Raw genomic sequence first — 22256 nt, 5'->3', positions numbered from 1 at the left:
GTACCCCGACCGCGGATCCTCACCCGACCGCCCGCACCGCCAGGTGTCCCAGGCGCGGCCCGGGGCACCCATCGGCCATGGACGCACAACGCCGCCCGCTGATGGACCGCACCCTGGCCGTGCTCACCGAGGGGTACGCCTGGCTGCCCGACCGGATGCGCGAAAGCGCCGACTCCGTGGTGCGCACCCGGCTGCTCGGCAAACCCGCGCTGGCGCTGCGCGGGCCGGACGCCGTGCGCTTCTTCTACGACGAGGCACACGTCCACCGTCACGGCGCCGTCCCCGCGCCCGTGCTGGACACCCTGTTCGGGCAGGGCGCGGTGCACACCCTCGACGGCGACGCCCACCGTGTCCGCAAGGAACTGTTCCTGCCGCTGCTCGACCCCGACCGGGTCGCCGGCCTCACCGAGCACGTCACCGAGGCCTGGGACGAGGCCGTGCCCGCCTGGAGCGGGCGCACCCGTGTCGTCCTGTTCGACGAGGCGGCCGTGGTGCTCACCCGCGGTGTCTGCCGCTGGGCCGGGATCCCCGACGAAGCCGTCGACGCGGAACACCTCGCCCGGGACCTGACCGCGATGGTCGACGGCTTCGCCACCCCGGGACCGCGCCATCTGCGGGCCCGCCGGGCCCGGTCCCGGCAGGAGGCCCGGACGGCCCGGCTGATCGAGGACGTACGGTCCGGGACGGTCACCGCCCCGGCCGGCTCGGTGCTCGAGCGGGTCGCCCTCCACCGCGACGCCCCGGACCGGCCGCTGGACGCCCGGACCGCCGCGGTGGAACTGCTGAACGTGCTGCGGCCCACGGTCGCCGTCAGCTGGTTCGTGGCCTTCTCCGCCCACGCCCTGCACCGTTGGCCGGCCCACCGGGAGCGGCTGCGGGCCGGGGACGGCGCGTTCGCCACGGCCTTCGCCCACGAGGTCCGCCGCTTCTACCCCTTCGCCCCGTTCCTCGGCGGCCGGGTGGTCACCGACCTCGCCTGGCGCGGCGCGTCCGTCCCGGCCGGCGGCATCCTGCTGCTCGACGTCTACGGGCAGAACCACGACGAGGAGCTGTGGGGCGACCCGTACGCCTTCCGGCCCGAGCGGTTCCTCGACCGGCCCCCGGGGCGCGACGAACTGATCCCGCAGGGCGGCGCCGACCCGGCCACCGGCCACCGCTGTCCCGGCGAGCGCCTCACCGTGGGGCTGCTGGAGGCGCTGGCGGTACGGCTGGCCCGCCTGGAGTACACGGTTCCCGAGCAGGATCTGCGCATCCCGCTGCGCCGCATCCCGACCCGCCCGCGCAGCGGCTTCGCCGTCACCGGCGTACGGGCGCCCTGACGCGGTCCGTCACGAGCGGGCGCCCTTGTGCCCTCGGCCCGCCTCCACCGCGTCGCGCCGCCCCGTCTGTTCGGCCTGGTCGAGCCGGACGAGCTCGGGGTGGTTCAGGTCGAAGGCCGGCGACTCGGAACGCACCCGGGGCAGCGCGTGGAAGTTGTGGCGGGGCGGGGGACAGGACGTGGCCCACTCCAGTGAACGTCCGTACCCCCAGGGGTCGTCGACCCCGACCGGCCGCCCGTACCTGGCGGTCTTCCAGACGTTGTAGAGGAACGGCAGCGTCGACAGCCCCAGCAGGAAGGCGCCGATGGAGGAGACGGTGTTCAGGGCCGTGAAGCCGTCGGCGGCCAGATAGTCCGCGTACCGGCGCGGCATGCCCTCCACCCCGAGCCAGTGCTGCACCAGGAACGTGGTGTGGAAACCGACGAACAGCGTCCAGAAGTGCACCTTCTCCAGCCGGTGGTCGAGCATGCGGCCCGTCATCTTCGGCCACCAGAAGCTGAAGCCGCCGAACATCGCGAACACGATGGTGCCGAACAGGACGTAGTGGAAGTGCGCGACGACGAAGTAGGAGTCGGTGACGTGCCAGTCCAGGGGCGGGGAGCCGAGGATCACCCCGGTCAGTCCGCCGAAGAGGAACGTCACCAGGAACCCGGCCGCCCACAGCATCGGCGGTTCGAAGGACAGCGACCCCCGCCACATCGTGCCGATCCAGTTGAAGAACTTCACGCCCGTGGGGACGGCGATGAGATACGTCAGGAAGGAGAAGAACGGCAGCAGCACGGCACCGGTGGCGAACATGTGGTGCGCCCAGACGGTGGCCGACAGCCCCGCGATGGCGATCGTCGCACCGACCAGCCCCATGTAACCGAAGACCGGCTTGCGGGCGAAGACGGGGATGATCTCGGTGACCACCCCGAAGAACGGCAGCGCGAGGATGTACACCTCGGGATGGCCGAAGAACCAGAACAGGTGCTGCCACAGGATCGCCCCGCCGTTCTCGGCGTCGAACACGTGCGCGCCGAAGTGCCGGTCGGCCTCCAGCACCAGCAGCGCCGCCGCCAGCACCGGGAACGCCAGCAGCACCAGGACGGACGTCAGCAGCACGTTCCACACGAAGATCGGCATGCGGAAGATGGTCAGGCCGGGAGCGCGCATGCAGACGATGGTGGTGATGAAGTTGACCGCGCCCAGGATGGTGCCGAAACCCGACAGTGCCAGCCCCATGATCCACAGGTCGGCGCCGAGGTACGGGGAGCGCAGGGGCCCGCTGAGCGGTGTGTAGGCGGTCCAGCCGAAGTCCGCGGCGCCCTGCGGGGTGAGGAAGCTCGCGAGGACGATCAGGCCACCGAAGAGGAACAGCCAGTACGACAGCATGTTCAGTCTGGGGAAGGCCACGTCCGGGGAGCCGATCTGCAACGGCATGACCGCGTTGGCGAACCCCGCGAAGGTCGGGGTGGCGAACAGCAGGAGCATGATCGTGCCGTGCATCGTGAAGGACTGGTTGTACTGCTCGTTGGAGAGGAGCTGCAGCCCGGGGCGGGCCAGTTCCGCCCGGACGAGCATCGCCAGCACTCCCGCGATCAGGAAGAACGCGAAGGACGTGATGAGGTAGAGGTGGCCGATGCGCTTGTGGTCGGTCGTGGTGAGCCAGGAGACGACCACCCGCCCTCTGTGGCGGCGGCGCGCCGCCGGGACCGGAGCGATCGGTTCGGTCTGTGTCGCCATCCGACCACAGCAGCCGACCCCCGGCCGTATGCGTCGACGCCACGTCACGCACCCACCCAGGTAGGGCCGATTGGCTGATCGTTTCTATCCGTCCGGGTGTGTCGCCGCCCCGAAGGGGCGCGGCGGGCGTCACCCGAATGGCCCCCGCTCGCTACTGGTGGCGGCCGATCCGGTGTCTCCTGGAGTGTGTCAGCGGCGTCCAGGCTGGGAGGCCGATCATGTACGAAATGTGCGTGGGCCCGGAGAAGGCGGGCGGAGCGTTGGTGTGGCACGTGATGGCCAAGAAGGCAGCGGCCACCCTGTGCGGAGAGCAGCTCCGCGAACGTATTGAAGCATCCGACGGCGAACGGGCGCGTCACTGCCCGGACTGCATGGCTTCCTTCGAGAAGCTCATGGCGACCACGCCGTGCTGACGGACCGTCCGCAAACCGTCCGCCCCGTCGCGTCCCGCGGCGGGGCGGACGGCGTACGGCGGCCCGACCGTTCGTGGCGGGCGGTCGGCGTGATTGTCGGGCTGGGTGCATGGTCATGGAGCTGGGCTGCTTCGGTGATCTTTCCCCGGGTGGTGCGCCGGAACTCCGCCCGCACGGTGCGGCAGCCGATTGACTGGCGGTGCGGCCGGCGCGGTGCGAGGCCCCGCCGGTTCCCGCTCACCTCCCTGACGTCCCCATCGCGAGGAGTAGTTCGTGTCGCAGATCACCGACTCGGCCCCGGCAGGAGCCTTCCCCCGGCTGGACTGGGTCGACGACATGCTGTCGCCCGCCCTGCGGGCCGCGGTCGAGTCGCTGCCCGCCGCCGAGAGCCTGGTGGCCCGGTACCACCGGGGGTGGTGCGAGGCCGACGGCGAGGCCCGTACGTCCGCCTCCGGCGGTGGCAAGGTGGTGCGTCCGGCGCTCACCCTGCTGTCGGCCGTGGCCGTCGGTGGCAGCCCGTCGGACGCGGTGCCCGGCGCCGTGGCGGTGGAGCTGGTGCACGACTTCACCCTGTTGCACGACGACGTCATCGACGGCGACGCGCTGCGCCGGCACCGGCCCGCCGCCTGGTCCCTGTTCGGCACGCCCGCCGCCGTGCTCACCGGGGACGCGCTGCTGGTCGCCGCGATGCGAGTCCTGGCCCAGACTCCGCCGGCCCGCGCCGGAGCGGCCGTGCAGGAACTCGTGGGGGCCCTGCTGGAGCTGGTGGAGGGGCAGAGCCACGACGTCGCCTTCGAGAAGGCGCACGACGTGACGGTGGCCGACTACATGACCATGGCCGCCGGCAAGACCGGCGCCCTGATCGGCTGCGCCTGCGCCCTCGGCGGCGTGCTGGCGGGCGCGGACAGCGTCCGGGTGGGCGGGCTGCGGGACTTCGGCCGCCACCTCGGCGTGGCCTTCCAGTGCGCGGACGACATCCTCGGCATCTGGGGCCGCACCGCGCGCAGCGGCAAACCGGTCGGCGCGGATCTGGCAGCACGCAAGAAGTCGCTCCCCGTGGTCGCGGCCCTCGCCGCCCCGGGGGCCGCGGCCGAGCGGCTGCGCGAGCTGTACCGGGCACCGCACCCGCTGGCGGATAGCGACGTCGACCTGGCGCGTCACCTGGTGGAGGAGGCCGGCGGACGGCAGGCGGCCGAGGAGGAGGCCCGCCGTCAGACGGCGGCCGCACTGCGCTCCCTGTCACTGGCGCGTCCCACCGCGGACGCCTACCGCCAACTGCACGACGTCGCCCGGTCGATGACCTGCCGCGAGTCCTGACGCGCACCCGACCCCGGGTCACCGCGGGCAGCACCCTTCTCGCGGTCACCGCGTGCGTCGCCGCCCTGGCCACTCCCGCACCCCCCAACCGGCCCAGCCGCCTGGAGCGAGGACGTCACCGGCGCGTGACCTCGGGCCGGACGGACCGTTGTCCTGGCGATGACCGCTCCGTTCCCTCGCCCCGGCCGCGCCGTGGCCGTCCGCCGCGGCCCCGATCCGACGAAACACAGTGGAGCCGTGCAGACCACCGAGCACAGCGCAGCGCCCCCGGGCGACCTCCCGGCCGTGGCCGCCTACGGGCTGACCGTGGCCCGGGGCACCCGGCCGGTGCTGCGCAACGTCAGTTTCACCATCCCCCGCGGCCGCATCGTCGGCCTGCTCGGCCCGAGCGGATGCGGCAGACCACGCTGCTGCGCTGCGTGGTCGGCGTACAGCAGCCGAACGCCGGCCACGTCCAGGTGCTCGGCCACTCGGCGGGCGCCTGGCCGCTGCGCACCCGCGTCGGCTACGTCACCCAGGCGCCGTCCGTGTACGCCGACCTGACGGTGCTGGAGAACCTGCGGTACTTCGCCGCGGCCCTCGGCATGCGCGGCTGGCGCCGGGAGGACGCCGTGGTCCGCGTCGTGAAGGAGGTGGACCTCGTGGCGTACGCGGACCAGCCGGTCGCCCGGCTGTCGGGCGGTCAGTACTCGCGGGTCTCCCTCGCGGTGGCCCTGCTGAACCGTCCCGACCTGCTCGTGATGGACGAGCCCACCGTCGGCCTCGACCCGATGGTGCGCCGGGAGTTGTGGCTGGTCTTCCAGCGGCTGGCCCAGGAGGGCACCACACTCCTGGTGTCCAGCCACGTGATGGACGAGGCCGACCGCTGCGACCGGCTGCTCCTGATGCGCTCCGGCCGGCTCCTCGCCAGCGCCGACCGGGACAGCCTGCTGAAGCACACCGGCTGCGCCGAAGTCGAGGAGGCGTTCCTGCACCTCGTACGCGCCGCGGCGGCGGCGGAGGCGCGGGCGGCCCGGCAGCACGACGCCGTCGACGGACTGTCGCCCCATCTGCTCGACCAGCCCGGCGCGCCCGACGCCGAACGCACCTTCTTCGCTGCGGACACCCTCACATGACTGCCTCTCACCTGACCGACCGGCTGCCGTTCTCACCCGGCATCACCACCGCGACCGCGGTACGGGTGCTCCAGCAGATCTCCCGCGACCGCGGCAGCACCGCCCTGCTGCTGGGCATCCCCTGCATGCTCATGGTGCTGCTCAAGCTGATGTTCCACGACTCCGAGGAGACCTTCGAACGCGTCGGACCCCAGGTCTTCGGCATCTTCCCGGTCATCGTGATGTACCTGGTGGCCTCCGTGTCGACGCTGCGGGAACGCACCTCGGGCACCGCGGAGCGCCTGCTTACGATGCCGGTCCGGCGGCTGGACATCGTCCTCGGCTACAGCCTCGCGTTCGCGTTCCTGGCGCTGCTCCAGGCCGTGCTCTTCACGCTGCTCGCGGTGGGCCCGCTGGGGCTGGACATCAAGGGGCCCGCCTATCTGCTGATGGTCGGCGCCCTGCTGGGCCTCGCTCTGGGCCTGCTGGTGAGCGCCTTCGCCCGCAACGAGTTCCAGGCGGTGCAGTTCCTTCCGGCCGGTGTCCTGCCCCAGTTCCTGGTCTGCGGACTGTTCGTGCCGCGCGACGAGATGCACGGCGTGCTGGCGGCCGTGGCCCGGGCGATGCCCATGACGTACGCCGTGCAGGCCGCGGGCGAGGCCGCCACGCACACGGGCGTCACCGGGCTGTTCGTCCGCGACGCGGTGCTGATCCTCGTGTGCGTGGTGCTGGTGCTCGTGGCCAGCGCCGCCACGCTGAAACGACGATGAGGGCCGTCGACCGACGGCCCTCATCCAGGTGTTCCCGCTGCCCGGTCCGGCTAGCGCGCCAGACCCCAGGAGAAGCCGCCGGAGACGCTGCCGAACTTCGGGATCTCGAACGGGCCGAAGTGCATCGGCGGCTCGTGGCCGCCCCGGAACCCGTTGCCACCGCCGTCGGGGCCGAGCGAGGCGACGGCCGGGGCCGACGCCTCGGCGGCACCGGCGGCCGACACGGCCCCGCCCGCCGTCAGGGCCAGCGCGGCCAGCGACACCACGGCGGCGCGGCGCAGCTTCAACGACATGAAAAACCTCCGAAAGGAATGAGAAAAGGGAGAGGGGGTGTGAACGATTGCAATGCTAGCCAATCCGGTCTCGCCGCGGTGCCGTAAAAGGCCGTGTTCCCTCGAATGAAGTTGCCGGATACACCAACAGAAAACGCGATGAACGTCACCGGCGATGCGAACGCTGCTTTTCGGTGGCCGGAAAAGGAAAGGCGATAAAGAATATGACCCGGATGCGGCGGCCGGCGCTCGCCCTCTGCGCGGTCCTCACCGCACTTCACGTCGTCCAGGGACCCGCCTGGGCCGGACCGCCGCCCGCACCGACGCCGCCCGCCCCCTACCGGGCGCCGCTGTGGCCGGTGCCCGAACCGGGCCGGTGGCAGCCCGCGCCCGGCCAGCCCGCGCCCGGTCAGTCCGCCTCCGGCGCGTCCGCCTCCCGGCCGCAGACGGGCGGTTCCGGCGCGGCGGACGACCGCATGGTCGACGCGGTCAACCGGCAGCGGAAGCAGGCCGGATGCTCCCCGGTGCGGCTGCACGGGGCGCTCGACCGGGCCGCGCAGAAGCACAGCGCCGCCATGGCCCGCATCCGCCGGCTGACCCACACGGGAACCGACGGCAGCAGCCCCGCGGACCGGATGCGGGCCGCCGGATACCGGGTCGGCTCGGCCGGCGAGAACGTCGCCGCCGGGTCGGACACCGCCGAGGCCGCCGTGACCGTCTGGATGCGCAGCGCCCCGCACCGCGACATCCTCCTCACCTGCCGTTACACCCATGCCGGTGTCGGCCGGGCGAAGGGCTCCGGCGGCCCCTGGTGGACGCTCGACCTGGCTTCGCCGCGCTGAGCGGAGCGCACCCGTCCGGTCGTCAGGAGAGGTCCGCGTCCCACCACCACGCGATGGCGGGGGCGCCCTCCACCGGTCCCGGGCGGGTGTCGGACGGCTCGTCGGCCCAGGTCAGCAGCGTGTCGTCCATTTCGTCCGGCCAGTACCCACTGCGGATGTACCGCGGCACCCGCAGCCCCCACTCGTTGTTGCCGCGGATGCCGTACGTGAGCCCTCCCAGGTACGTGCGCAGGTCCTCTCCGGCGGTCGGCCGGACCCGGTCGTGCAGCTCCATGAAGCGCAGCAGGACACGGTCCCGCAGGCCGGTGGCCGCCCGCACCGCGTCCTCGAGCGGACAGGACAGTTCCTGCATGAGCACCGTGTAGACGTTCTGGTCGGCCTCCCCGCCGCCGAGCTCCTTGCGCAGCGAGTGGCCGTCGTTGTCCAGGGCGGCCACGAGGACGGCCATCTCGGTGAGCGCGCGGACGGCCGGGCGGTGCAGCTCACGGTCCGGGACCCGCGCACCCGTCGCCAGCTCCAGCAGGGCGAAGGTGGGCTCGCCTCCCGACGACAGCAGTCGCATCGTCAGGAAGTCGTCCAGGCCCGGCATGCGGCCGGCCGCCTGGTTGCCGATCTGCCAGGCCACCCCCGACAGCCAGGCGCGGTGGGCGTGCACGAACCTGCTGACCTGCGTGGGCGGGGCGAAGCGGCGGAAGCGGCGCATGATGTCCTGCAGGGCGCCGACGAAACGGTCGGCTCCCGTTGCCGAATCCGTCTCGCAGGCCCGCTGCACCTGGCCGGCCAGCGCGTTGAACTGGGCCGGGCGGCTGCTGAGCGGACCGCTGTCGCACCGCGCGTCGTCGAAGGCGAAACCCCAGTACACCCACAGGGCCGCCGCCAGCAGCCGCTCCTCCTCGGCGACCGGCGCGAACCGCGCGAAGAAATCGGCACTGTGCGTCGCCACCACCCAGGCACGCTCCCGCTCCGAGGCGCACATTCCGCTGTCGTCGATCCATTTCACGGCCTGTTTCTCGACCTGCCGGACCCGGGGGTGAATGGCGGACTCGAAAGGGCAGAAAACCGGCGGCAATTCCACGCCGGACACGCGGGAGGCGGGGGAGGTCATGGCAGGACGAACCTTCCGGACGAGGGACGGGGGATTCGTCCACGATCATGGAGAACCGGCTGAGGGAATGGTGACGTGACAGCCCGCCGGGCGGTGGCTGTCAGCCGAAAGGGTTCCGGGCCCCGTCGCTGTTGACGGTCGTGATGATCACTCGCTTGGTGCAGTGTCGAGGTCTACGTCCGGGGCAGTCGCACGTCGTGCCCGGGCGCGCAGTCCTCCCGCGCCGGGCCGCAGGGTGTGCCGCGGCCGGGATCCCCGAGTCGGCCGCGGCACGCCCTCCCGCGCGGCAGGGCACTGCGTCCTCCCGTCCACGACGGGTGTCGTCCGCGGCGGATCCTGGGTCACGTCCCCGATCGCCGCCCGTCGGCCCGGAGTACGACCGTTGAGCGATGCCGCGCCCCGGGGGGCTCCGTGCGGGGGGAAGGAAACCCCCACTCGCCCGTCGTTCGCGGGGCGAACTGCTCGTCGTCGGCTTCCTCGCGCCTTCACGGTCGGCCTCATCCTCGCCGGCCCCCCTGGGAGTCGCGCGTCCGGGAACTGGCGCACCCGCTTCGCCACGCCTTCGCCGGGCCGGTCGCCGCGGCGGCGGCACGGACGGTCCTCATGGACGTCGTCGCCGGGCTGTGCGTCGCCCGCGTGTACGACTACGGTTCCCAGCCCGCTGCGGAGATCGCCACCACCCTGGTCGCCCGGGGGTGTTCGCGCTGATCCCGGCCGCCATGGCCGCGCGCGCCGGACTCGACGGGCGGATCGCCCCCTTCAACGCCGGATACGTCCTCGTCCTCGCCGTGCTCGGCCCCGTCGTCGCGGGACGGGCCCACGTGCTCGCCGGCCGGCAGGGCCGGCACCTGGCACACCGCCCCGATGGGACAATCTGCCCGCAGGGCCGGTGTCCGATGCCGTGGTCGGAGCCGTCCGGACCGGAAGGAGCCGTCAGCATGATCGAGTGGGTGCCCCTGGGCAGCGGTCCCAGACCCGTCCCCCGGCCGGTCGCGGCTCCGCTGGTGTGGGCGGGCGCCTTCTGCGGAGCCCTCGCCCTGGTGGCACTCGTCAACGGCACCGTGGGCTACGGCCGTCCGGGACTCGCCCTGTCCCTGCTCTCCTTGCTGGCGGCGCTCCTGGGGGGCTGCGCCCGGTTCGCGGCCGCTCCCGGCACGGCGCTCCTGTGCTGGCTGTCCCTCAACGGCTTCGCCATCCCGCCGGCCGGCACTCTCACGTGGGCCGGCCGGCGGGACGCGCTCTGGCTGGCCTGCCTGCTCGGCGCGGCCCTCGTCGGCACGGCGCTGGCCCGCCTGGCGCACGCACGGGCCGCCTACCGCCGGCTGACCACGGCGACCGGCCCCGAGGCGCCGGACGCGGGCGCCGGGCCGGGCGGCTTCTGAGCCGCGCTCCGGTGACCCGCCGGCAGCCCCGCCGGTCACCCGGCGGGGCTGCCGGCCGTCCCGGAGGCGGTCAGGCGGTGTGCAGGGTCAGCCCGTAGCGGTTCAGTATCTCGTTGACGGGCTGGAACCAGGTCTCCCCGCCGCTGGAGCAGTTGCCCCAGCCGCCCGAGGTGACGCCCTGTGCCTGGTCGCCGCTGATGAAGGAGCCGCCCGAGTCGCCGCCCTCGGCGCAGACGCTGGTCTTCGTCATCTGGTGCACCGCGCCCTGGCTGTAGTTGACCGTCTCGTTCTTGGCCAGCACGGTGCCGCAGTGCCAGTGCGTGGTGGAGCCGGAGCGGCAGATCGACGCGCCCACGGGAGCCTCGTTCGAACCGCGCACCAACTGGTCGGAGACCGTGCCCCAGCCGAGGACCACCGGCACCGTCCACCAGCCGCTGCCGACGCTGACCCAGGCGTAGTCGTTGCCCGGGAAGGACGAGCCCTGGAACGTCCCGATGTGCGAGCCGTCCCAGCCGCGGACCGCCCCTCCCGTACCGCCGCAGTGCCCGGCGGTGACGAAGCCGCCGTGCACCGAGAAGCCGATGGAGCAGCGGACGTTCCCGGTGTAGTACGGGTCCCCGCCGACCGTGCCGGCCGCGAAGGTGGCCGGCGCCGAGGCCACCGTGCGCACCGTGACCGGACCGGCCTCGCGGGCCCGGTCCACGAAGCGGCGGACATCGTTGTCGGCCCGCTCGCCCCTGACCACGTCCACGACCACGGAGTTGGCGGCCGGGTCGACGTGCCAGCTGCTGACGCCGGCGGGGGCGTCGAGGCGGTCGATGCGGTCCTTGGCCGCGTCGAGTTGCCGCGCGCTGTGCTCGACGGTGCGCACCTGCGCACCGGTGGCGGCCACCGCCCGGACCGTCGTGGGCGACGCGTCCGAGGTGACCGCCACGGTCAGCCGTCCGCGGTCGGCGTCGAACCAGGAGCCGCCGAACGCGTCCCCGGCGGCGCGGCGTGCCGCGGGAGCGAGGCCGGTGGCACGGCGTTCGGCCGCGAGCCGGTCCTCGGCCTCGCCCCGGGAGAGGCCGAAGTCCCGCTGCATCGCGTCCAGGAGACCGGCGGAGGCGGCGGGTCCGCGGTCGGAGGCGGTGGTGGAGCCGGCCGCCGAGGCCGGCAGGGCGCCGGTCGCGCTGAGGCCGCCGAGCACGAGGAGGGTGGACAGGGCGAGGTGCCTGAGTCTGCTGCGTCTCACGTGAGTTGCCCTTCGTCGTTCCAGCAAGGTGGGGGTGGAACTGATGGGTGGAACAACCGCGTGTCTGAGAGCGCTCTCATCGAGGTCGCTCCGAGCTTAGCCAGGACGGGAGATCAGGTCCATGCCAATGCAGGGCCTTTCCTGAGACCCTGGTGCCGCAGGCCGGCGGGTCGGTTGGCCCGGCGTGGACGGGGCACTCGGATCCGCGTCCTTGCAGTGACGTTCATCGGCGCGGGAGGCACGCATGGCGGTTCGGCATCGATTGATCCAGGCGAGTCCCCAGGCGGTGTGGGACGTCCTCGCGGACGGCGACCTGTACGTGGAATGGGTGGTGGGTCCGTCGGACGTCACCCCGAGGAGTGGACAGTGGCCGCAGGTCGGCTCGACGATCGCCTACGAGGTCCGGCTCGGGCCGGTGCGGCTGAACAACGAGTCGGTCGTCAGGCGGTGCGTGCCGGGCTCCGAACTGGAGATCGAGGCCAAGGCGGGCCGGCTCGGCACCGCCCGCATCGCCATCGAGCTGCGCGCCTGGGGCGAGCAGTGCCTGGTCATCGTCGACGAACACCCGCTGCGCGGGCCCGGCGGCTTGGTGCACAACGTGGGCGTCGAGGCGCTGATCCAGGTACGGCACCGCGCGATGCTCGCCAGGCTGGCGAAGCTCTGCGAGAGCGGCGACGGGTGCCGTCCGGAGCCGGTCGACTCGGCCGGGTCCGTGGACCTCGGTACGGGAACCGGCCGTGCCTGACGCGGTCGTCATCGGGTCGGGCCCCAACGGGCTGGTGGCGGCCAACTTGCTGGCGGACGCCGGCTGGAGCGTCGAGGTCCTGGAGGAACAGCCCGAGCCGGGCGGCGCCGTGCGCCACGACGGCGAGGTCGCCCCCGGCTTCGTCAGCGACCTGTTCAGCTCCTTCTACCCGCTCGCCGCCGCCTCGCCGGTCCTGGCCGGACTGCGGCTGCAGGACCACGGACTGCGCTGGGCCCACGCCCCGCACGTGCTCGCCCACCCCCTGACCGACGGCGCCTGCGCGGTCCTGGACCGCGAGGTCGCCGTCACCGCCGCATCCCTCGACGCCTTCGCACCCGGCGACGGTGCCGCCTGGGACCGCCTGCACGAGGTGTGGGACCGCTACCGTGCCGACATCCTCGACGCCCTCTTCACGCCCTTCCCTCCGGTTCGGGCAGGTGCCCGGCTGGCCCTGCGGCTGCGCGGTGGCGGGGGCCTCCGGCTGGCCCGCACCCTGGTGCTGCCGGTGCGCCGGATGGGCGAGGAGGAGTTCCGCGGCGAGGGCGGCAAACTGCTCCTGGCCGGCAACGCGCTGCACGCCGACCTCGCCCCCGAGGCGGCCGGGAGCGGCGGCTTCGGCTGGCTGATGTCGATGCTCGGCCAGACCTACGGCTTCCCGGTGCCGGTGGGCGGCTCGGGAGCCCTCACCGCGGCCCTGGTCCACCGGCTGCGCTCCCTGGGCGGCACCCTGCGCTGCGGACAGCGCGTCGAACGGGTCGTGGTCCGCGAGCGGCGCGCGGTGGGCGTCCGCACGGCCGGGGGCGAGACGGTCGCCGCCCGCCGTGCGGTCCTCGCCGACGTGTCGGTGCCCGCGCTCTACGGCGATCTCGTCGCCCCCGAGGACGTGCCGGACCAGGTCCTCGCCGACCTGCGCCGCTTCCAGTGGGACTTCGCCACCTTCAAGGTCGACTGGGCGCTGGACGGCCCCGTGCCCTGGCGGTGCCCGGAAGCGGCCGGGGCCGGAACCGTGCACCTGGCCGACGGTCTCGACGAGCTGACCCGGTTCGCCGCCCAGATCGCCATGCGGCAGGTCCCCGACCGTCCCTTCTCGCTGTTCGGCCAGATGACGACCACGGACCCGACCCGCTCACCGGGCGGCACGGAGTCCGCCTGGGCCTACACCCACGTCCCCCACGACATCCGGGCCGACGCGGGCGAGGAAGGCATCACCGGAAGCTGGGACGCGAAGGAACAGGAGCTCATGGCCGACCGGGTGGAACGCCAGGTGGAGCGCTTCGCGCCCGGCTTCCGCGCGCTGATCCGGGCCCGCCGCGTCCTGGCCCCGCCGACGCTCCAGGCCCTGGACGCCAACCTGGAAGGCGGCGCCATCAACGGCGGCACCACCGCCATGCACCAGCAGCTCGTCTTCCGCCCCGTGCCCGGCACGGGGCGGCCGGAGACCGCAGTTGCCGGCCTCTTCCTCGCCTCCGCGGGCGCCCACCCGGGCGGGGGAGTGCACGGGGCGCCGGGCGCCAACGCCGCCCGCGCCGCCCTGCGCCGGCACCGGTTCGCCGACCTCACGCGGGTGCAGCGCGCCCTGACCCGCCGTGACCGCACCGGCGACAAGAAGTGAACCTCCCCGCGCACCCCGAGGAAAGGGCCGGCCGGTGACGGACAGTCCCCTGAGCAACCGCACCGTCGTGGTGACCGGCGCCGCACGCGGACTGGGCACCGCCCTGGCCCGCGCCTGCGCGCTCCGGGGTGCCCGGCTCGCCCTGCTCGGCCACGAGAAGCCGCTCCTGGACGCCCTGGCGGCGGCCCTGCCGACCCCGGCGCTCGCCGTCGAGGCCGACGTCACCGACCCCGCCGCGCTGGAGGCGGCGGCCCGCGAGGTGCGCGGGCGCCTCGGGCCACCGTCGGTCGTCGTCGCGAACGCCGGCATCGCGCTGGGCGGACCCTTCGCCACGTCGGACCCGGACGAGTGGCGCCGCGTCGTGGACGTGAACCTGACCGGGAGCGCCCACACGGCCCGCGCCTTCCTCCCGGACCTGCGCCGCACCGCCGGGTACCACCTCCAGGTCGCCTCGCTGGCCTCACTCGGCGCCGCCCCCATGATGAGCGCCTACTGCGCCTCCAAGGCGGGCGTGGAGGCGTTCACCCACTCGCTGCGCGCCGAGGTCGCCCACCACGGCGTCGCCGTGGGCATCGCCTACCTCAACTGGATCGACACCGACATGATCCGCGACGCCGACCGGTACGCGGTCCTGCGCGAACTGCGCGGCCACATGCCGGCGCCGGCGCGCCGCGCCCTCCCGCCGGACATGGTCGCCGCCCGGCTGGTCCGCGCCGTGGAACGCCGCAGCACCGCCGTGTACGTGCCCCGCTGGCTGCGTCTGGCCCAGGCGGGACGCAGCACCCTGCCACCCGTCGTCCTGCGGGTCGCCCGGCGGGACCTGCCCCGGCTGGAGACCGAGGGGGCGCTGGACCCGACCGGCCCGCTCGGCGCGGGCGGCGCGGCGGACCGCGGAGCGTAGCGCTACGGGAGCCCGGCACCGGTGCGGGACCGGCTGCCGCCGCACAGTGTCACGGCCCGGCGCCGAACCGCCGTGCCAGGGCGCGCAGCGGCGCGGACCGCCCCCGGTCGGGCACCGTCCACAGCGTCTCGCCGCGCACCCCCCACCGTTCCAGCAGGGCGTTGGCCGCGAGGAAGCCGGAGGTGGCGGCCCGTTCCATCAGGGCGACGGGCAGGCCGGTGCGGACCAGGTCCCCGGCGACCACGACGGACGGGTCGGGGGTGCGCACCGTCGGGCGGTCGCGGTAGCCGCCGACGGTGAACAGCGGGCAGTCGTCCCGCCACTCGTGCCGTGCGGCCAGCACGCGCGCCCCCCGCGTCTCCGGATACACCCGGTACAGCTGCTCGACGACCCGCTTCTGTTCGACCTCCCGGACGGCCGTCGCCGGTACGGCGTAGGCGTGCAGTTCGACGACGGACCCTCCGGTGCGCGCCGCCCAGCGGGCCGCCTCGCCCTCCCACCGCGAGAGCACGCTGACGTTGTCCAGCGAGCCGTACCCGCTGGTGCCGAGGAACCCGGGCCGGCCGGACGCGACCGGACGGTCCAGCCACAGCCGGGAGACCAGGAACGGCGGCGCGTTCCGCAGCCGCGCCACCCTCTCCCGCCAGGCGGCGTCGCCCAGCTCCGGCGAGCGGTCCACCAGCCCCCGCAGACCACCGGTGTCCAGGGCCAGCACCACGGCGTCGTACGGCCGGGCCCCGGCGTCGTCGGCCACCAGGTGACCGCCGGACGGAGCGGGCCGGACCGACCGCACGGGCGTGCTCGTGCGCACCTCGGTCCCCAGCCGGGCGAGGTGTCCCGCGAGGGGGTCCCACAGGGCCTGCGGGAACGGCTCGCGCGGGACGTCGAACAGCAGTCCCTCGCTGGAGCCGAGGAAGTAGATGTGGAACATCAGCGCCATCTCCGCGGCCGACAGTTCCCGCGGGTCGGCGAAGAAGCTGCGGGAGAACACCTCGAAGGCCAGGTGCCGGGCGGCGGCGGGAAAGCGCAGGCTGTCGAGGAAGTCGTGGGCGCTGACGTCGTCCAGGCGTTCGTGGACGCCGCGGGTGCTGACGTCCAGGAGGGGCAGGGCCGCGGCCGGCCGCATGGCCAGCAGGTCGCGCAGGCCGAAACTGGGACTCAGGGCGACGAAGCCGAGCGCGCTCAGCGGGGGAGTGCGCGGCACCCGGCGGAACCCGTCGCGCAGCCCGCTGCTGTGCTGCAGCGGGTAGTCCGGCAGGCCCGTCAGCATGTCCAGCGCCGGATCGCAGCGGCGCAGCAGCCCCCGCAGGTTGTAGTACTGGCGGAAGAAGGCATGGAAGCCGCGGCTCATCGTGGCGGGCGTGCCGTCGGGCAGCGTGACCGGCCGGCCGGAGACCCGTCCGCCGAGCACCGGTTCGCGTTCGTGGAGCACCACCCGCACCCCGCGCTCGGCCAGTGCGGTCGCCGCCGCCAGCCCCGCGATGCCCCCGCCGACCACCGCCACGGACGGCGGATCGCCGGCCGGCCGCTCCCGTCCCGGCCGGGACGGGAGCGCGCGCGCCCGCCGGTCCCGGCCCGGTGGCCGCGTCCCGTCGAGCCGCCTCACCGCGCACCGTCCGTCTCCACGGCGGCCCGGCGGCCGACGAACGTGTGGGCGATGCCCGTCTGCCAGCCGGGCAGCGGCAGCACCCGCACGCCCTCGAAACCGGCCCGGCCCAGCCGCGCGCCGAAGGCCTGTGCCGTGTCGAAGTCCGCGACGCTGCGCCACAGGTGCCGGTACAGGGCCCGGTCGCCCGAGGCCGTGCCGAGCGGCAGGATGACGCCCCGGCACACCGCCTCCCACACCAGCCGGTCCGCGCGCCGCCCGCCGAGCGTGTACTCGTGCACCGCCAGCCTGCCCCCGGGCGCCAGCAGGTCGCGCACCGAACGCAGGACGGCGTCCGGATCGGTCAGGTTCCGGAACAGGTAGGCGGCGAGCACCGCGTCGAACGGCCCGTGGACCCCGGCCCGGTGCAGTTCCTGCGCCGGGGCGTGCACGAACCGCACCCGCGCCGGCCACGGCTTGGCCCGGGTGCGTTCCAGCATGCCCGCCGAGGCGTCCACCCCGACGATCTCGGCGGCGGGGAAGGCAGCGGCCAGCGCCGCCGTCGACGCGCCGGTGCCGCAGCCGAGGTCCAGCACCCGGCGGCCGGCGCCGCCGTCCGGGAGGCCGAGCCGGCGGGCGGAGCGGCGCAACTGGGCGTGGTAGCCCGGGTTGAGCGAGACCAGACGGTCGTAGCGGCCGGCGCCGTGGTCGAAGGCGTCGGTGAGCGCGGCGTCGCGCAGGAGGGGCATCGGTCACTCCCGGGGCGTGTCTGTGGGGGGACTTTCTCGGCGGTCGGGCAGCGGGCGGCGCGGCAGCCACGGCAGTTCGGCCGCCGTCCGCAGCATCGGCAGCACGGGAGTGCGCACCCCGACCGCGAGGTCCTCGTACAGCCGGGACCGCCCGTCGAGGAAGCGCAGCAGCCGCCCGGCGGGTACGCGGTCGAACAGCCGGAAGAACAGGTCGGGACCGTCCACCCGGCCGGTGTCCAGTGCCCGCAGCAGCACCGCGTCCATCATCCTGGCCCGTGCCGGGTGCGGGGGCGGCGGCACCGGGCGGCGGCCCGCGCGCACGGCACGGGCGACGGCTTCCGACTGCCGCTGCACGGCGGCGAACGTGTAGCCGGTGGACGCGCGGGTCGCCCCGCCCGCGCCCCCGATCCGGAAGACCGAACCGGAGCCCGCCACCCGCCGCTCGAACACCGCGTCGGTCATCGGGATCACCCCCTGCTCGGTCGACAGCACCTGGACGTCACCCGTGCGCAGGACCCGGCGCGTGTAGTCCTCCAGGGCCCGGTCGTACGCGTCGGACGCCAGCGGCGCCGGTCCGAACTCCGTGTACTCGACCAGCGCGGTGTGCCGCCCCGTCGGCAGGACGTACCCGAAGGACAGCCCGTGCTCCGGCTGCTCCGTACGGAAATCCATGAGGTCGACCACCGCCGGGTCGAAGACCGGCCGTTCGGCGCGGACGAACCAGCCGCGGAAGTGCTGGAGGAGCAGGGAGCGGGCGGGCGGCAGCCGCCCCGGCGGGCGGGAGTCGAAGACCCAGCGGGCACGCAGGTCGACGCGTGCACCGGTGGTGTCCGTGGCCGGGACGCGAACCGTCCCGTCGCCCAGCGTGGTCACCGTGCCGGCCGTGGCCTCAAGCCGCCGCACATCCGGCCGGTCCTTCAGGTCACGGGCCACCAGCGCCTCGAAGTCGTCCGAGCGGACCATCTTGTAGCGCGCCGGCGCGATGTGCCGCCGGACGACCGCCCCGTCCCGGCCGCGCACCCGCAGCCACTCCCAGGACGCCGTCGCCGCCGCGTCGTAGCGTCCGGGGCCCGTCTCCCAGAAGCACCAGGTGCGGGGCGGTGGCCGCAGCGGTCCGGGCGGCGGATCGATCAGGAGCACGGAAGCGGCCGCGCCGTGCGGCGGGTTCGCGGGGAGCCGGTGCGCCAGGGAGAGACCCGCGGCGCCCGCGCCGACGACGACGATGTCCGCGTCCACCACGTCCGCCGCCTCCTTCTCACGGGCCGGGCGCCTCACCCCGCCGGAGCCGGGCCGCGCCCCGGCTCCGGCGGAGTATTCCGTCCCCCTGCCGCCCGCGGACGCACGGCGCGCTGAATCGTCCCGGCGCGGGTACCCACCGGGCGCCGGATACCCGCCGCACGGGTGACTGCCGGGCGGGAAGGGACCCCGGGCGGAGTCGCGCCGGAAGCGACGGGGGAAGAGATGACGCCGAGTCACCTCCCCGGGGCCGTGGCCGCGGACCCACGGTGCATCCCGTGGCGCACCGTCCGGCCGAAGCCCCCACGGCACCACGCACCCGGCACGGCCCGCGCCGCAGCCGACGACGAGAGGACCCGGATGCGCCCCACCACCCCCGACGGCGGCACGGACCGGCCGCGTCACCGGCCGCGCGCGGACGAGGGCCCGCGATGACCCGGGCGGTGACCGGCCCCACCGACCACGTCGTGGTCGTCGGCGCGGGGCTGGCCGGCCTCTCCGCCGCCCTGCACCTGCTCGGCGCCGGACGGAGGGTGACCGTCGTCGAACGCGACCCGCTGCCCGGCGGCCGCGCGGGACGGCGCGAACTCGGCGGCTACCGCCTCGACACCGGCCCCACCGTGCTCACCATGCCCCACCTGGCCGACGAGGCGTTCGCGGCCGTCGGTGACCGACTGGCCGACCACGTCGAACTGCTCCCCCTGCACCCCGCCTACCGGGCGTGCTTCGCCGGCGGCGGCACCCTCGACGTGCACACCGACGCCGCCGCCATGGAGGCCGAGGTCGAACGCTTCGCCGGTGCCCGGGAGGCGGCCGGGTACCGGAGGCTGCGCACCTGGCTGACGCGGCTGCACGCCGTGCAGATGCGCCGGTTCATCGACGCCAACTTCGACTCGCCGCTCGGCCTGCTCACCCCGGACCTGGCCCGGCTCGCCGCCCTCGGCGGCTTCGGACGGCTGGACGCGCGCATCGGACGGTTCCTGACGGACGAACGGCTGAAACGGGTCTTCTCCTTCCAGGCGCTGTACGCCGGTGTGGCACCGGCCCGCGCCCTGGCCGCCTACGCCGTGATCGCCTACATGGACACCGTGGCGGGCGTGTACTTCCCGCGCGGCGGCATGCACGCCCTGCCCCGCGCCATGGCCGCCGCCGCGGCCGGAGCCGGGGCCGACCTGCGCCTCGGGCAGGACGTCACCCGGCTGGAACGGTCCGGCTCCCGGATCACGGCGGTCGTCACCGCCGGCGAACGCATCCCCTGCGACGCCGTCGTCCTCACCCCCGACCTGCCCGTCGTCCACCGGCTGCTGGGCCGCCGCCCGCGCCGCCCGGTCGCGCTGCGGCACGCCCCCTCCGCGGTCGTCCTGCACGCGGGCACCACCCGCACCTGGCCGCACCTCGCCCACCACACGCTCTCCTTCGGCGCCGCATGGCGCCGCACCTTCGAGGAACTCACCAGGACCGGCACCCTGATGACCGACCCTTCCCTGCTGATCACCCGCCCCACCGCGAGCGACCCGGCCCTCGCCCCCGAGGGCCGGCACCTCCACTACGTCCTCGCCCCCTGCCCCAACACCGACATCGGCCCGGACGCCCGCGCCTGGACCGACCTCGCCCCCCGCTACCGCGACCGGCTGCTCACCACCCTCGAAGGCCGGGGACTGGCCGGCCTCGCCGCCGCGATCGAGGAGGAGTGCCTGGTGACACCCGCCGACTGGACCGCCCAGGGGCACGCCGCCGGCACCCCCTTCTCCGTCGCCCACACCTTCGCCCAGACGGGACCCTTCCGGCCCCGCAACCTCGTGCGCGGCACGGACAACGCGGTCCTCGCGGGCTGCGGCACCACCCCGGGGGTCGGCGTGCCCACCGTGCTCGTCTCCGGGAAGCTGGCCGCCGCCCGCATCACCGGGGCACCCGGGCGCCGCACGGCGGCGAGGGGAGGGAGCCGATGACCCGCCGCGAACTGGACGCCGCCGGCATCACCGACCCGGCCCTGCGCGCCGCCTACAGCCACTGCCGGAGCCTCAACGCCCGCCACGGCCGCACCTACTTCCTGGCCACCCGCCTCCTGCCCGTCGACCGCCGGCCCGCCGTGCACGCCCTGTACGGGTTCGCACGGTGGGCGGACGACATCGTCGACGACATGGGCGCCGAGGCGACCACCGCCGAGCGCGCCGCCACCCTCGCCCGGCTGGAGGAGGAGCTGCGGCAGGCGCTGACCGGAGGCGCCGGGTCCGCCACCGAACCCGTGGTGCTCGCCCTCGCCGACACGGCCGCCCGGTACGCCATCGACCCGTCGCACTTCACCGACTTCATGGCCTCGATGCGCAGCGACCTCACGGTCACCGACTACGCCACCTACGCCGACCTGCGCGCCTACATGCACGGCTCGGCCGCCGTCATCGGCCTCCAGATGCTGCCCGTCCTCGGTACTGTCACCGCCCGCGCCCGGGCCGCCCCGCACGCCGCCGCGCTGGGCGTCGCCTTCCAGCTGACCAACTTCCTGCGCGACGTCGGAGAGGACCTGGACCGGGGACGGATCTACCTCCCGGCGGACCTGCTGGCCGCGCACGGCGTCCAGCGGGACCTGCTCCTGTGGAGCAGACGGACCGGCCGCCCCGACGCCCGCGTCACCGCCGCCCTGCGCGCCGCCGAGGACCTCACCCGCGGCGTCTACCGCGAGGCCGCCCCCGGGCTGGCCATGCTGGACCCGGTGGCCCGGCCCTGCATCCGCACCGCGTACGTGCTCTACCGCGACATCCTGGACGCCGTCGCGCGGAGCGGGTACGCGGTACTGCACCGGCGCGCGGTGGTGTCCCGCCGCCGGCGCGCGGCCGTCGCCGCCGACGGGCTCGCCCGCGTGGCCGCCGCCCGGCTCGGGGCCGCCGCGCACCGCACGCCACCGGTGCCGTCCCGGCACGACGCCTGCTCCGCGAAGGAGGCCGGATGAGGCAGGATCCGCCCAGCCCCCGCAAGGGCCGTTACCCCCTGCGGCTGCGCCGCCGTGCCGTCCCCTGGCAGCACCAGCGTCCCACCTGGCGCGAGGCCCGCCCCGCGCTCATCGCCGAGTCTCTCGAGCGGGCCCTGGCCCGCCCCTCCGGCAACTGGTACGTCCTCGGCGCGAGCACCGCCGTACGAGCGGACCGCCCGCTGTCCGGCACGGTCGCCGGTGTCGAGGTCGTCGTCTGGCGGGACACCGGCGGCCGCCTGGTGGGCGGTCCCGGCGCCTGCCCCCACCTCGGCGCCCCGCTGGCGGACAGCCCGGTGCGGTGCGGCACGCTCGTGTGCCACTGGCACGGGCTCGCCCTGGACGGCTCCCCGTTCGCCGGCTGGGAGCCGCTGCCGGTCCACGACGACGGCGTCCTGGTGTGGGTACGGCTGGACACCGCCGGGGAGGAGGCGCCCACCTCCGCCCCCGTCGTCCCCGTCAGGCCGGCGCGTGCGACGGCCCTGACGTCCGTGTGGCGCGGGGTCGGCGTCTGCGACCCCGAGGACGTCGTCGCCAACCGGCTCGACCCCTGGCACGGCGCCTGGTTCCACCCGTACTCCTTCGTGGACCTCACCGTCGTCGAGGTCCCCGGCGAGGACGACGACCGCTTCGTCGTGGACGTCTCCTTCCGGCTCACCGGCCGCCTCGTCGTGCCGGTGCGCGCCGAGTTCACCGTGCCGGAGCCCCGCACCGTAGTCATGCGCATCACCGACGGCGAGGGCACCGGGTCCGTAGTGGAGAGCCACGCCACGCCGCTGGGCCCGGACGAGCGGGGCAGGCCGCGCACCGCGGTCACCGAGGCGGTGCTGGCCACCTCGGACCGGCTGGGATTCCCCGTGGCCCGCCGCCTGGCACCGGCCCTGCGCCCCCTGATGCGCGCCGCCGCGGGCCGTCTGTGGCGCGACGACCTCGCCTACGCCGAACGCCGCAGGCATCTGCGCGAGCGCGGTCAGTTCCCCGGCTGAACGG

Annotated in this window: 19 protein-coding genes and 2 pseudogenes; 14 read left to right on the top strand and 7 right to left on the bottom strand. The window is 74.6% G+C overall.

Annotated elements, in window-relative coordinates; genetic code table 11:
• Positions 1-77: 77 nt before the first annotated feature.
• Complete coding sequence (locus tag ACFW47_RS22250) at positions 78-1319, top strand: cytochrome P450 (protein ID WP_386306784.1); 1242 nt, start codon at positions 78-80, stop codon at positions 1317-1319.
• 9 nt (positions 1320-1328) lie between these two features.
• Here the strand turns inward: ACFW47_RS22250 and ctaD are convergent, their stop codons facing one another.
• On the bottom strand, positions 1329-3044 hold the full coding sequence (gene ctaD / locus ACFW47_RS22245; RefSeq protein ID WP_386288629.1) for a cytochrome c oxidase subunit I: 1716 nt from the start codon (positions 3042-3044) through the stop codon (positions 1329-1331).
• 218 nt (positions 3045-3262) lie between these two features.
• Here ctaD and ACFW47_RS22240 point away from each other — a divergent pair, with 218 nt between their 5' ends.
• From ACFW47_RS22240 to ACFW47_RS22225, 4 genes and pseudogenes are all read left to right on the top strand, one after another.
• Positions 3263-3457, top strand: a complete 195-nt coding sequence (locus ACFW47_RS22240) for a hypothetical protein (protein WP_073730352.1) — start codon at positions 3263-3265, stop codon at positions 3455-3457.
• Positions 3458-3730: 273 nt separating this feature from the next.
• On the top strand, positions 3731-4774 hold the full coding sequence (locus ACFW47_RS22235; RefSeq protein ID WP_386306783.1) for a polyprenyl synthetase family protein: 1044 nt from the start codon (positions 3731-3733) through the stop codon (positions 4772-4774).
• A 159-nt stretch (positions 4775-4933) separates the two neighbouring features.
• Positions 4934-5889 (top strand): annotated as a pseudogene (locus tag ACFW47_RS22230) (ABC transporter ATP-binding protein).
• Positions 5886-6638, top strand: a complete 753-nt coding sequence (locus tag ACFW47_RS22225) for an ABC transporter permease (RefSeq protein WP_386306782.1) — start codon at positions 5886-5888, stop codon at positions 6636-6638. Before ACFW47_RS22230 ends, ACFW47_RS22225 begins: the two are co-directional and overlap by 4 nt.
• A gap of 50 nt (positions 6639-6688) precedes the next feature.
• Here the strand turns inward: ACFW47_RS22225 and ACFW47_RS22220 are convergent, their stop codons facing one another.
• Positions 6689-6931, bottom strand: a complete 243-nt coding sequence (locus tag ACFW47_RS22220; RefSeq protein WP_382717630.1) for a hypothetical protein — start codon at positions 6929-6931, stop codon at positions 6689-6691.
• Positions 6932-7134: 203 nt separating this feature from the next.
• Between ACFW47_RS22220 and ACFW47_RS22215 the strand changes: the two genes are divergently transcribed.
• Positions 7135-7752, top strand: coding sequence for a CAP domain-containing protein (locus ACFW47_RS22215; RefSeq protein ID WP_386306781.1), 618 nt, complete (start codon positions 7135-7137; stop codon positions 7750-7752).
• A gap of 22 nt (positions 7753-7774) precedes the next feature.
• Here the strand turns inward: ACFW47_RS22215 and ACFW47_RS22210 are convergent, their stop codons facing one another.
• Positions 7775-8857 carry a hypothetical protein gene (locus tag ACFW47_RS22210; protein ID WP_386306780.1) on the bottom strand — a complete coding sequence of 361 codons (1083 nt, stop codon included), beginning with the start codon at positions 8855-8857 and terminating at the stop codon, positions 7775-7777.
• Positions 8858-9338: 481 nt separating this feature from the next.
• On the opposite strand from ACFW47_RS22210, the pseudogene ACFW47_RS22205 reads away from it, so the two are divergent.
• Together ACFW47_RS22205 and ACFW47_RS22200 are read left to right on the top strand one after the other, a co-directional pair.
• Positions 9339-9690 (top strand): annotated as a pseudogene (locus tag ACFW47_RS22205) (cation/H(+) antiporter); the annotation flags it as partial.
• Between the two features lie 105 nt (positions 9691-9795).
• Positions 9796-10239, top strand: a complete 444-nt coding sequence (locus tag ACFW47_RS22200) for a hypothetical protein (protein ID WP_386288646.1) — start codon at positions 9796-9798, stop codon at positions 10237-10239.
• Positions 10240-10309: 70 nt separating this feature from the next.
• Here the strand turns inward: ACFW47_RS22200 and ACFW47_RS22195 are convergent, their stop codons facing one another.
• A complete protein-coding gene (locus tag ACFW47_RS22195) occupies positions 10310-11473 on the bottom strand; it encodes a S1 family peptidase (RefSeq protein ID WP_386306779.1) in 1164 nt (387 codons plus the stop codon).
• Between the two features lie 244 nt (positions 11474-11717).
• Between ACFW47_RS22195 and ACFW47_RS22190 the strand changes: the two genes are divergently transcribed.
• Genes ACFW47_RS22190 through ACFW47_RS22180 form a run of 3 tightly spaced genes read left to right on the top strand, consistent with a single transcriptional unit; the run spans position 11718 to position 14731 of the window.
• On the top strand, positions 11718-12218 hold the full coding sequence (locus ACFW47_RS22190) for an SRPBCC family protein (protein ID WP_386306778.1): 501 nt from the start codon (positions 11718-11720) through the stop codon (positions 12216-12218).
• Positions 12211-13830, top strand: a complete 1620-nt coding sequence (locus ACFW47_RS22185; protein ID WP_386306777.1) for a phytoene desaturase family protein — start codon at positions 12211-12213, stop codon at positions 13828-13830. Before ACFW47_RS22190 ends, ACFW47_RS22185 begins: the two co-directional genes overlap by 8 nt.
• Before the next feature lie 34 nt (positions 13831-13864).
• Positions 13865-14731, top strand: coding sequence for an SDR family oxidoreductase (locus ACFW47_RS22180; RefSeq protein WP_386306776.1), 867 nt, complete (start codon positions 13865-13867; stop codon positions 14729-14731).
• 49 nt (positions 14732-14780) lie between these two features.
• Here the strand turns inward: ACFW47_RS22180 and ACFW47_RS22175 are convergent, their stop codons facing one another.
• Genes ACFW47_RS22175 through ACFW47_RS22165 form a run of 3 tightly spaced genes read right to left on the bottom strand, consistent with a single transcriptional unit; the run spans position 14781 to position 18304 of the window.
• On the bottom strand, positions 14781-16337 hold the full coding sequence (locus ACFW47_RS22175; protein ID WP_386283665.1) for an FAD-dependent oxidoreductase: 1557 nt from the start codon (positions 16335-16337) through the stop codon (positions 14781-14783).
• Positions 16334-17065 (bottom strand): methyltransferase domain-containing protein, encoded by a 732-nt coding sequence (locus ACFW47_RS22170; protein WP_386306775.1) that lies wholly within the window; start codon positions 17063-17065, stop codon positions 16334-16336. The genes ACFW47_RS22175 and ACFW47_RS22170 overlap by 4 nt, the downstream gene beginning before the upstream one ends.
• 3 nt (positions 17066-17068) lie before the next feature.
• Complete coding sequence (locus ACFW47_RS22165) at positions 17069-18304, bottom strand: lycopene cyclase family protein (protein ID WP_386306773.1); 1236 nt, start codon at positions 18302-18304, stop codon at positions 17069-17071.
• A 428-nt stretch (positions 18305-18732) separates the two neighbouring features.
• Between ACFW47_RS22165 and crtI the strand changes: the two genes are divergently transcribed.
• The 3 genes from crtI to ACFW47_RS22150 are packed head-to-tail and all read left to right on the top strand — an operon-like array spanning position 18733 to position 22252.
• On the top strand, positions 18733-20250 hold the full coding sequence (gene crtI, locus ACFW47_RS22160) for a phytoene desaturase family protein (RefSeq protein WP_386306772.1): 1518 nt from the start codon (positions 18733-18735) through the stop codon (positions 20248-20250).
• Positions 20247-21248 carry a phytoene/squalene synthase family protein gene (locus tag ACFW47_RS22155; RefSeq protein WP_386306771.1) on the top strand — a complete coding sequence of 334 codons (1002 nt, stop codon included), beginning with the start codon at positions 20247-20249 and terminating at the stop codon, positions 21246-21248. Before crtI ends, ACFW47_RS22155 begins: the two co-directional genes overlap by 4 nt.
• Positions 21245-22252, top strand: a complete 1008-nt coding sequence (locus ACFW47_RS22150; RefSeq protein ID WP_386306769.1) for a DUF5914 domain-containing protein — start codon at positions 21245-21247, stop codon at positions 22250-22252. Before ACFW47_RS22155 ends, ACFW47_RS22150 begins: the two co-directional genes overlap by 4 nt.
• Positions 22253-22256 lie beyond the last annotated feature (4 nt).

This window comes from Streptomyces sp. NPDC058796, from assembly GCF_042745235.1.
Taxonomy (GTDB): domain Bacteria; phylum Actinomycetota; class Actinomycetes; order Streptomycetales; family Streptomycetaceae; genus Streptomyces.
Note: the sequence above shows the minus strand (reverse complement) of the source record. Positions and strands in the feature narration are given on the sequence as shown.

Coding starts and splice junctions, on each gene's coding strand:
- ACFW47_RS22250 (WP_386306784.1), top strand. CDS start 78: ATGGACGCACAACGCCGCCCGCTGATGGACCGCACCCTGGCCGTGCTC.
- ctaD (WP_386288629.1), bottom strand. CDS start 3,044: ATGGCGACACAGACCGAACCGATCGCTCCGGTCCCGGCGGCGCGCCGC.
- ACFW47_RS22240 (WP_073730352.1), top strand. CDS start 3,263: ATGTACGAAATGTGCGTGGGCCCGGAGAAGGCGGGCGGAGCGTTGGTG.
- ACFW47_RS22225 (WP_386306782.1), top strand. CDS start 5,886: ATGACTGCCTCTCACCTGACCGACCGGCTGCCGTTCTCACCCGGCATC.
- ACFW47_RS22220 (WP_382717630.1), bottom strand. CDS start 6,931: ATGTCGTTGAAGCTGCGCCGCGCCGCCGTGGTGTCGCTGGCCGCGCTG.
- ACFW47_RS22215 (WP_386306781.1), top strand. CDS start 7,135: ATGACCCGGATGCGGCGGCCGGCGCTCGCCCTCTGCGCGGTCCTCACC.
- ACFW47_RS22210 (WP_386306780.1), bottom strand. CDS start 8,857: ATGACCTCCCCCGCCTCCCGCGTGTCCGGCGTGGAATTGCCGCCGGTT.
- ACFW47_RS22200 (WP_386288646.1), top strand. CDS start 9,796: ATGATCGAGTGGGTGCCCCTGGGCAGCGGTCCCAGACCCGTCCCCCGG.
- ACFW47_RS22190 (WP_386306778.1), top strand. CDS start 11,718: ATGGCGGTTCGGCATCGATTGATCCAGGCGAGTCCCCAGGCGGTGTGG.
- ACFW47_RS22170 (WP_386306775.1), bottom strand. CDS start 17,065: ATGCCCCTCCTGCGCGACGCCGCGCTCACCGACGCCTTCGACCACGGC.
- crtI (WP_386306772.1), top strand. CDS start 18,733: ATGACCCGGGCGGTGACCGGCCCCACCGACCACGTCGTGGTCGTCGGC.
- ACFW47_RS22155 (WP_386306771.1), top strand. CDS start 20,247: ATGACCCGCCGCGAACTGGACGCCGCCGGCATCACCGACCCGGCCCTG.
- ACFW47_RS22150 (WP_386306769.1), top strand. CDS start 21,245: ATGAGGCAGGATCCGCCCAGCCCCCGCAAGGGCCGTTACCCCCTGCGG.